Raw genomic sequence first — 3,757 nt, forward strand, 5'->3', positions numbered from 1 at the left:
TTCTTCCATCACTACGGGAGCCACCGGCCGGAAATCTTCACGATCTTTGACCTCATTTAAGCGGCTCTGCATCGCCATATCGATGGGAGAGGCCAGGATGGAACGGCTGCCCAATGCCCGGGGGCCAAACTCCATACGTCCCTGAAACCATCCCACAATTTTATTTTCCGATAAAATTTGTGCAGTTTCTTCGGCCACATTGGCCATTTTTCTATAGGGCACTTTTGCCCAGTTCAAAAATTTCTCTATTTCCTGATCTGAATATTCCGGTCCCCAATAAGCATGGTTCATGGTGAACGATCTTGTGGTATCATTACGTTCCTGCGTATCTACCCACAGCGCTGCACCTAAAGCGGTTCCAGAGTCACCGGCGGCAGGTTGTACCCACACATTTTTAAAACGGCTGCGGTCACGTATTCGTGCATTTAACACGCAGTTCAACGCTACCCCACCAGCAATACACAGGTTATCCTGGTGGGTGCTTTCTTGAAGCCAGTTACATAATTCCACCACAGATTCTTCGAGTACCACCTGTAGTGAATGAGCCAGGTTAAAATGGTGGCTGGTAAAGGCGTCGTCTCTTTCGCGTGCCGGGCCAAACCGTTCTTCAAAAGGCTCTTGTTTAATGCTGTAGTTGCCATGGCTACCCAGATGGATAATTTCCCTGAAGTCGTTCACAAATTCTGGTTTTCCATAAGACGCCAGTGACATGACTTTGTATTCATCTGATGAATGAAGGAAACCCAGGTAGGTAGTTAATTTTTCATAAAGTAGTCCCAGTGAATGAGGAAGGTTAACCTGTGAAATTCTTTCTATGGCAGTGCCGTGCCCTACATTGTAAGTAGTAGTGGCAATTTCACCTCTACCATCAAGGGTCATTACTGCGGCATCTGCATATGGTGAAGGCAAAAATGCACTGGCCGCGTGGGCAATATGATGTTCTACATAATGCCATTGCCAGTCGTTTTCGGAGGCCCCCTTAAACCTTTTCTGTAAATGATGAGGGAATCCATCTACCAATTGTGCAGGAGCATTCAGGATAGCCGAAAGAAAGAGATTTTGCCATGGGTTGTCCGTGGATTGATTTTCCAGGGAGGGGAAAAATGGAATCGGAGCCGTTGGTACATTATCCTGCGATCTGGGAATCAGTAAATAAGGATTAAAAGAATAGGCAATATGGTCTACCTCTTTTAAATGAATACCGGCAACTTGTAAACAATAGTCAATCGCATGGAAAGGAAGTTCATAGGTAGAAAAAGGAATCGGGCGTTTTCCATGTTTAATATGGGTAAACCTTTCGTCTTCTACAGCGGCTAAAAGCAGGCCGTCTTTAATAATGCATGCGGAAGAATCATGAAAAACCGCGTTAATTCCAAGTGTATACATAATATGTATTGAATTTAGGATTGGTATTCCGTTTAAACCAACCACGGTTTTAAATTGATTTAGAAAATGATAAAACAGGTATTTGCCTTGTCATAGGTATTTTTACTCTATAGTTATGCCGATTTAACGTAAACAAAACCAGTATATTAAGCCGAAACAAAGTTGATGTTTTAGTGGTTGATTAGGCAGTAACTTTAAATCAGATTGATGAAAGTTGCTACTGACTTGATAAACATACAACAACATGAAAAACAATTTATCTACACCACCCCGCCATTTGCTTTGTTTCTCCCATCTGAGATGGGACTTTGTATTTCAAAGACCACAGCATCTGCTTTCAAGGTTTGCTAATAACATGAAAGTTTACTTTTTTGAAGAACCATTGTTTGATGCAAAAGATGAAGCCTACCTGACCATTTCAAGCAGGGCTGAACAGCTGGATGTCATCGTTCCTCACCTTCCTCAACGTATAGATGAAAAAACAATTAACCAAACACTTATAGCCCTGCTGGATAGTTTTTTTGGCACCTCTGTTCTTGATGACTGGACCTTTTGGTATTACACGCCCATGGCATTAAAATTTACTGAAAAGTATAAGCCGAGGATGGTTATTTATGACTGTATGGACGAACTTTCTGCTTTCAATTTTGCACCACCTGAATTAATTGGCCTGGAGAAAAAATTGATGGCTAAAGCCGATCTTGTTTTCACAGGAGGATATTCATTATATGAGGCAAAAAAACAACAACATGCTAATATTTATCCTTTCCCAAGCAGCATTGAAAAAGAGCATTTTGGCCAAGCAAGAAAGTGTTCGGCACAACCAGTTGATCAGTCAGACATTAGTGGCATAAAGTTAGGTTTTTATGGCGTGATCGATGAGCGATTTGATATCGAACTGATCAAAGAGCTGGCTACTCAACGGCCCGACTGGCAGATAGTGCTTATAGGTCCGGTGGTAAAAATAGCAGAAGATGTATTACCCAGGAATAAAAATATACACTATTTGGGACAGAAAACTTATCAGGAACTTCCCGAATACTTATCCGGATGGGATATCGCATTGATTCCTTTTCAGCTCAATGAATCAACCCGTTTTATTAGTCCAACTAAAACCCCCGAGTACCTGGCGGCGGGCGTGCCTGTGGTGTCAACCCCGATCAGGGATGTCGTTAAGCCATATGGAATCAGCAAATTGGTGCATATCGGAGAAAATGCTGCTGATTTTATTAAAGCCGTTGAAACAGAGCTTTCCCGCACAAACCGTAATAGCTGGCTAAAAAACGTTGATAAGTTTTTATACAATTCATCCTGGGATGATACCTATGAAAAAATGTGTAGACATATTCACAATCATTTGAACGATAATAGCATTTCAATAGCAAGTTAAATTTCATATTATGTACGATTACTTAATTGTAGGCGCAGGCTTTGCCGGCAGTGTATTGGCAGAGCGACTGGCTAACCAAGCAAATAAAAAGGTCCTGATTATTGATAAACGTAACCACATCGCTGGAAACGCCTATGATCACTACGACGAATCGGGAATTTTAGTCCATAAATACGGACCGCATATTTTCCATACGAATAGTAAAGATGTTTTTAACTATTTGTCGCAGTTTACCGAGTGGCGGAATTACCAGCACCGGGTTTTGGCTAATGTGGATGGCCAACTTTTACCCATCCCCATAAATTTGAACACCATTAACCGCCTGTATGGATTAAACCTGAGCAGCGACGAGGTAACCAAGTTTTTTGAAGCGAAGGCAGAAAAGAAAAACGAAATATCAACTTCAGAAGATGTGGTCGTATCGGTAGTAGGGAGGGAATTGTATGAGAAATTTTTCCGGGGCTATACCAGAAAACAATGGGCACTTGACCCATCGCAACTTCATGCATCAGTTACCGCCAGGGTGCCTACAAGAACCAATCGCGACGACAGGTATTTTACGGATACCTATCAGGCCATGCCTTTACATGGTTATACACGCATGTTTGAAAAAATGTTGGATCATCCAAATATCCACATCATGCTCAATACCAATTACCGTGATGTTGTTGGAGATCTATCGTTTAAGGAACTGATCTTTACGGGGCCAATCGATGAGTTTTTTGATTACAGACATGGTAAATTGCCCTACCGTTCTATCGACTTTAAGTTTGAAACTTTGGATCAGGAGGTTTTTCAGGAAACAGGGACCATTAACTATCCAAACGATTATGCTTTTACCCGTATTACAGAGTTTAAACACCTCACCGGACAAAAACATCATAAAACATCAGTTGTTTATGAATTTCCAACGGCCGAGGGAGATCCTTACTATCCTATTCCGCAGGCAGAGAATCAAGCCATTTATCAAAAATACAATAG

Annotated in this window: 3 protein-coding genes; 2 read left to right on the forward strand and 1 reads right to left on the reverse strand. The window is 41.6% G+C overall.

Annotated elements, in window-relative coordinates; translation table 11 throughout:
- Nucleotides 1-1,386: carbamoyltransferase family protein (locus ACR2F3_RS13305; RefSeq protein WP_432710461.1), on the reverse strand; the 1,386-nt coding region annotated here is incomplete at its 3' end.
- A gap of 244 nt (nt 1,387-1,630) precedes the next feature.
- Between ACR2F3_RS13305 and ACR2F3_RS13310 the strand changes: the two genes are divergently transcribed.
- Nucleotides 1,631-2,776, forward strand: a complete 1,146-nt coding sequence (locus tag ACR2F3_RS13310; RefSeq protein ID WP_432710462.1) for a glycosyltransferase family 1 protein — start codon at nt 1,631-1,633, stop codon at nt 2,774-2,776.
- Between the two features lie 10 nt (nt 2,777-2,786).
- Nucleotides 2,787-3,757 (forward strand): UDP-galactopyranose mutase (glf, locus tag ACR2F3_RS13315; protein ID WP_432710463.1); only part of this gene is annotated, 971 nt, incomplete at its 3' end.

The sequence above is a fragment of the Pedobacter sp. genome (genome assembly GCF_045627485.1).
Taxonomy (GTDB): Bacteria; Bacteroidota; Bacteroidia; order Sphingobacteriales; family Sphingobacteriaceae; genus Pedobacter.